3 protein-coding genes are annotated in these 4212 nt (G+C 53.4%); all 3 read left to right on the top strand.

Going from position 1 to position 4212, the window contains the following annotated elements; translation table 11 throughout:
* Positions 1–2162: DNA translocase FtsK 4TM domain-containing protein (locus KDK16_RS01415; RefSeq protein WP_257274348.1), on the top strand; the 2162-nt coding region annotated here is incomplete at its 5' end.
* 69 nt (positions 2163–2231) lie between these two features.
* On the top strand, positions 2232–2882 hold the full coding sequence (lolA, locus tag KDK16_RS01410) for an outer membrane lipoprotein chaperone LolA (protein WP_257255588.1): 651 nt from the start codon (positions 2232–2234) through the stop codon (positions 2880–2882).
* A gap of 62 nt (positions 2883–2944) precedes the next feature.
* Positions 2945–4212, top strand: a 1268-nt coding sequence (locus KDK16_RS01405) for a replication-associated recombination protein A (protein WP_257274347.1), incomplete at its 3' end; no start/stop codon positions are given.

Here is a 4212-nt window from a genome sequence, read left to right as displayed (position 1 = left end):
TGTTTTCCCTGTTCGGTGTTTTCGCCTGGTGGATACCGGTTCTGCTGGTCATTAAAACGGTGCTGGTTTTCCGGTATCGATACAGTGCCTGGCACTGGCAGCCCGGCTGGTTTGTCATGCGCTCACTGGGTTTGCTGCTGGCTCTGGCGACAGGGGCAGCATTAGCCGCTATTCATCTGGAAGGAGCGGGTGAGAGCCTGCCTGCCCGGAGTGGTGGTATTCTGGGTCGAATGATCATGGAACAGTCACTGCCTGTTTTTAATCTGATCGGCAGTACATTGATTTTGCTGGCTATTTTTCTGGTGGGATTCACTCTGTATACCCATCTGTCATGGTTTCAGGTGCTGGATGCTACCGGTCGGTTGTTAAAGATAGCATTTGCCAAATTGGGCAAGGGTATTTTCGGATTGGCAGAAGTCGTCAAGTCTCGTATCGCCAGATGGAAAGAGCAGCGCGAACTGGATCGTGAGGCTTTTCAGGGGGCAGCACAGCCCAAACCTGCTCAGGAGCCTGCCGACGTTTCCCCCGGAGAGCGCCAGGAGCCTGTGTTGGTTCTCCCGGCCCCGAAGTCAGAGGAACAAGTCGGCAAAATGGCCGTGGCCCGGAATATCGCTGCAGCCGATGAAATGGCCTTCGCTGTCGGAGAGAACGTCGTTGAAATTCCACCGGAAGGTGAACTTCCCGGAGTGGGCTTACTCGACAAAATCCAGGATCATGGCAACGGCGTTAAACAGGAAGAGCTGGATATTGTCTCCCGGCTGTTGGAAGCCAAGCTGGCAGACTTTGCTGTCAAAGCTGAAGTGGTGGCTGTGCATCCGGGCCCGGTGATTACCCGCTATGAGATTCAGCCTGCGCCGGGTGTTAAGGCCAGTAAGATTTCCAATTTGGCAAGGGATCTTGCCCGTTCTTTGGCTGTGGTCAGTGTCCGGGTCGTTGAAGTGATTCCCGGCAAGTCAGTGATGGGCATCGAAATCCCGAACGACGACCGGGAAACCGTATTCTTTGCCGAGTTGATTGCTTCCAGAGCTTATGAAAAAGCAGCATCGCCACTCAGTCTGGCGCTTGGACATGATATTGCCGGTCAGCCGGTGGTGGTGGATCTGGCAAAAATGCCGCACTTGCTGGTGGCGGGTACCACCGGTTCAGGTAAGTCGGTTGGCGTTAATGCCATGCTGCTCTCCATGCTGTTCAAGTCAGGGCCGGAAGACGTTCGTCTTATTATGATTGACCCAAAAATGCTGGAACTGTCGATTTACGACGGTATTCCTCATTTGCTTTCTCCCGTCGTGACCGACATGAAAGAAGCCGCCAATGCCCTGCGCTGGTGTGTGGCGGAAATGGAGCGTCGCTATAAGCTGATGGCGGCCCTGGGGGTAAGAAATATTGCTGGCTATAACAAAAAGGTCAAAGAAGCGAAGGCCGCCGGTAAACCTCTTCGTGATCCATTCTATGAAGCCATGACCCTCGGTGATCTGGCCCCTGAGCTTGAAGCGCTGCCTTTTATTGTGGTGGTGGTGGATGAATTTGCCGACATGATGATGATTGTCGGGAAGAAGGTGGAAGAGCTGATCGCCCGGATTGCCCAGAAAGCCCGTGCTGCGGGTATCCATCTGATACTGGCAACTCAGCGTCCCTCGGTGGATGTCATTACGGGCCTGATCAAGGCTAACGTTCCGACTCGCATTAGTTTCCAGGTGTCCAGTAAAATTGACTCCCGCACCATCATTGATCAGGGCGGGGCAGAGCAATTGCTGGGTCATGGCGACATGCTCTACCTGCCGCCGGGCACCAGTGTTCCTATTCGTATTCATGGTGCTTTTGTCAGCGATGATGAAGTGCACAGAGTGGTAGCCGATTGGAAGAAACGGGGCCAGCCTGATTATGTGGATGCTGTTCTCAGTGGCGCAGAGACGGCTTCTGACGGCAATGCTATCAGTGGTGGGCTGGACGAAGATTCAGAGCAGGATGCCCTCTATGATGAAGCTGTTGCTTTTGTGACTGAAAGCCGCAGGGCATCAATTTCGTCAGTGCAGCGTAAATTAAAGATCGGTTACAACCGTGCTGCCCGTATCATAGAGACGATGGAAGTAGCCGGCGTGGTAAGCCCGGCAGGTCATAATGGTAATCGTGAGGTGATCGCACCACCTCCCGTGAAGGGTTAATGTTGAGTGTTTAAGAAAGTTTTTCAAGTAACTGTAATTACAGCTGTTTTCAGTGTCTCGTTGCAGGTGATGGCCGTCCCGCCGGGTAATGCTCCGGCAACTACCCTGACGGCTCAATCAGTGAAGACAGTGGATGTCAGCAAAGGTCTGAACGACGAGAAAGCCTCTCAGTCTCTGGCAGAAAAGCTGGAGTCCCTGAAAAGTCTGAGCGCTCATTTCCGGCAGGAAGCCGTCTCTTCCGATGGTCGTACCCAGACAGAATCCGGTGAGATGCAGATGAAACGCCCTGATCTTTTTCGCTGGGTAACCAGGGAACCTTTTGAACAGGAAATCGTTGCCCACGGCAACAGAGTGTGGATGGTCGATCGTGAACTCCAGCAAGTGATCATCCAGAAGCAGGATGCGCGCATGGCGAATACGCCAGCCAAACTGCTGACAGGGAATGCCCGTGAGCTGCTGAAACAGTACAACGTTTCTGTCTACAGCAAGGGCCGGAATGAGCAATACACCCTGACACCCAAAGAGGAGTCAGATCTGTTTGAAAAGCTGGATATTGATTTTCGCCAGGGGACGCTGGTCTCCATTGCATTGTCAGATTCTCTGGGTGGCAAGCGCAGGATTCAGTTCTCCAAGGTCAAAGAAAACACACAGTTGAATGACAACTTGTTTGAGGTAAGCCCTCCCAAAGGCTTTGATGTGATTGATGAGACTCGGGGTTAACGGTGTATTCTGCTGGTTTGTTTGATGACGAGTCATCCCGATATGAGCCACTTGCCGCACGCATGAGGCCTCGCAACCTGAGCGAATACCTGGGTCAGGAGCACATTCTGGCCAGGGGCAAGCCTCTGCGTGAAGCCCTGGAGCAGGGTGCTATTCACTCCATGATTTTCTGGGGCCCTCCCGGGGTTGGAAAAACCACTCTGGCCCGGTTGGTGGCCGGTGTCTGCGACGCCCACTTTGAAACGCTTTCAGCAGTGCTCTCCGGTGTCAAAGACATTCGGGCTGCGGTAGCCAGAGCCCGGGATGAGCAGATGGCCCGTCAGCGGAAAACCATTCTGTTTGTGGATGAGGTGCATCGCTTTAACAAGTCCCAGCAGGACGCCTTTTTGCCCCATATTGAGGATGGCACTATCACATTTATCGGTGCGACTACCGAGAACCCTTCCTTTGAGTTGAACAACGCCTTGCTCTCCCGCGCGCGGGTTTATGTGTTAAAACCCCTGACGGACGATGCGCTCAGGGAAGTGCTTCATCAGGCGTTATCAGACGAAAGGGGTTATAAGGACAGTCCTGTTTCCCTTGAGCCTGAAGCTGAGGATATCCTGGTGCGTTATGGCGATGGCGATGCCAGAAGAGTTCTGAATATTCTGGAAGTAGCGGCAGATCTCAGTGAAGATGGACAGGTTAAAGCGGCAACAGTGTCGGAGATTCTGGCTGACAGTGGCCGACGCTTCGACAAGGGCGGTGATGCGTTTTACGATCAGATTTCAGCATTTCACAAATCCGTGCGAGGCTCTGATCCCGATGCCGCACTCTACTGGGCAGCCAGAATGGTGGATGGCGGTGCCGATCCGCTTTATATCATTCGCAGACTGGTAGCGATTGCCAGCGAAGACATTGGTAATGCTGATCCGAGAGCACTGGAAATGACCATGAATGCCTGGCAGGCCTATGAACGGCTGGGCAGCCCGGAAGGTTTGCTGGCGCTGGCCCATGCCACTGTTTATTGTGCCTGTGCTCCGAAGAGTAACGCTGTCTATCTGGCCTGGAAGGCTGCAATGGCCGACGTCAAAGGCAACCCTTCCTTTGACGTACCGAACCATCTCAGAAATGCCCCCACCCAACTGATGGGATCTCTGGGCTATGGGGCTGAATACCGCTATGCCCATGACGAGCCCAATGCCTATGCAGCCGGTGAATGTTATTTTCCAGAGAATATGGAAGCCAGAAAGTACTACCAGCCCAATGATCGCGGGTTGGAAATCAAGATTCGGGAGAAGCTTGAGAAACTGGCGCAATGGAATCAGCAGAGCCCTGTTCGTCGTCGCTA

It is taken from the genome of Endozoicomonas sp. SESOKO4 (genome assembly GCF_024606275.1).
This window is presented reverse-complemented; position numbering and strand designations above follow the sequence as displayed.